3 protein-coding genes are annotated in these 1901 nt (G+C 66.4%); all 3 read right to left on the reverse strand.

Going from position 1 to position 1901, the window contains the following annotated elements; genetic code table 11:
- Positions 1-26: 26 nt before the first annotated feature.
- Positions 27-260, reverse strand: coding sequence for a hypothetical protein (locus ACIQU6_RS44635; protein ID WP_403488452.1), 234 nt, complete (start codon positions 258-260; stop codon positions 27-29).
- Complete coding sequence (locus tag ACIQU6_RS44640; RefSeq protein ID WP_403488454.1) at positions 257-466, reverse strand: hypothetical protein; 210 nt, start codon at positions 464-466, stop codon at positions 257-259. The genes ACIQU6_RS44635 and ACIQU6_RS44640 overlap by 4 nt, the downstream gene beginning before the upstream one ends.
- 228 nt (positions 467-694) lie before the next feature.
- Positions 695-1901: XRE family transcriptional regulator (locus tag ACIQU6_RS44645; protein WP_403488456.1), on the reverse strand; the 1207-nt coding region annotated here is incomplete at its 5' end.

Here is a 1901-nt window from a genome sequence, read left to right on the forward strand (position 1 = left end):
GCGCGGCACAGAGCAGTCAAGGCGTATCACCGCGCCCCCAACCGGCCCGTGTGCGGCGCGGCGCGGTCGATCACTCCGTCGACGATGTTGGACGCGGCCTGTTTGACCGGGTCGTCGGGCTCCTCGATCTTGGCCGGGGCGGGCGTGCCGTGGGCATCTACGCAACCGGTGACGATCGCGGCACCGATACCAGCAGCAACGAGCGCCAGACCAGCGAACGGCATCCACGTCCGATCCGGTTTCGCGTGCCGCCCGCTCATCGACCAGCCGTCTCCTTGGCGGCCTTCCTCATGTCGATGGCCCTTCCGAGTTGGAGCGCGTACACCTCCACTTGTCCCGGCTCCAGCTTGAGGACGCTGGGCTCGGTGCGGCCGTCCCGGTGATGCACCGTTACCGCGAACGTCGCGCGGCCCTCGCTGCGGTCGTACGAGACGTCTTTCCGCTCCAACGTGATGTGACTGATCACGACTGTCTCCGTCCGGTGGTCAATCGGAGTGCAAGCCCGTCCTTACGCGGATCGGTACAGGATGGGCCAGCCAGCCGCCGCAGCTATCCGGCAAGGAGGCTGCGGATCGCGAGCCGGGACGGCTGCGGCGACCGACAGTCACAGGATGCTCACCGCAAAACAAAGGAAGTACCCCACGCTGGGGTACTTCCTGACTGCCACTCATCTTGACAGTGACTTGCCGTCCCGTCAGGCCACGGCTTGGCCCATCCATGCGGCGAGCGTCCGTACGTCCTGGCCAACGCGGCGGTACTGCTGGGCGAGGAGCCGTACCGCCTCGCGGGCCATGGGGTGATAGCGGGTCTGCTGAGGTGCCACTTGGCGGGCATCCTGCAATGCGGTCAGAGCCCTGTCCCGATCGCCGACGGCAAGGAAGGCACGCGCGGCATCAATGTGGTGATGTCCCTTCCGAGTGCGCGGTAGCGACGGTGGCAGACGCAAAGCGCTCGCTCTCTTCGCAGCCTCATCGACGTTCTTGAGTTCGACCTGCGCGGCGATGTCGTGTACGGCCACGTTCGCCGGGCCAAACGTGAGGTGATAGTGCACCCGGTCTGTTTGGTCGGGGATCTGCTCGGCGAGCCGGGAAGCCTCAGTGAGGTGGTGTTCTGTGGCCTGCTCGTCCCGGGCGCGGGAAGCGAGCGTAGCCTCACGTAGACGCAGGCTGCCCAGCAGCGTCACCACCGATGACGAGGGTGCGCCTGCCTCTTCGGTGAGTTGGTCGCGAGCGTGGGCCAAGAGCCGGAGCCCGGGGCCGTACTCGCGGGCAGCTTGGAAGCCTCCGGCTCGTGACCACTGGGCGAGCGCAACGCTCAACGGATCGGCCGAGATGCCTGCTGCCCATCGCTGGCGGTCATCCAACTGCCCGGCGAGGTCCGCATATCCGAGCCGGTAGGCGAGGCAGTGCGCCATGTAGTAAGCGGAAGCCAGCATCTTCGCGGCCTGGCGCTTCCTATCGCCTTCCAACAGATGTACCGAGGCCGTCAGTTCTCCCAGCAGTTCGGGCAGCGCCAGGCCGAGACGGGTGTACCGGGCCGCGGCGCGGTGCCGGGTGGCCTCGTCAAGGTCAACGGCGATGTCCGCCAGAGGGCGCGGTGTGGTTCGCCACTCCGGAGGGAGATCGAATGCACGCACCACGGTCCGGATGGCAGCGATAGGTGCGTGTGCTTTCTCGTCAGATCGTTGCTGCCCGCGGTAGGGCTGGCCGGTCAGCTCTTCCACGCTCACGGCAAGTGTTCGGGCTGCGGTGGCCAGAAAGCCATGAGTGGGCAGGCGCTCGCCCCGTTCAACTTTGCGGATGTTCCCTAGCTTGACTCTGTCGGGGATCTTGGAGTTGCCGAGGTCAGGTGCCCAGGGTTCGCCAGGACTTCGGCCGGGGGATCTCGTGCTGATCAAGGTA

Origin of the sequence: Streptomyces sp. NPDC090442 (assembly GCF_044769405.1) — a bacterium.
Lineage (GTDB): Bacteria > Actinomycetota > Actinomycetes > Streptomycetales > Streptomycetaceae > Streptomyces.

Bases quoted from the DNA above. Each gene is read 5' to 3' on its own strand.
- ACIQU6_RS44635 (WP_403488452.1), bottom strand. From the start codon at position 260: ATGAGCGGGCGGCACGCGAAACCGGATCGGACGTGGATGCCGTTCGCT.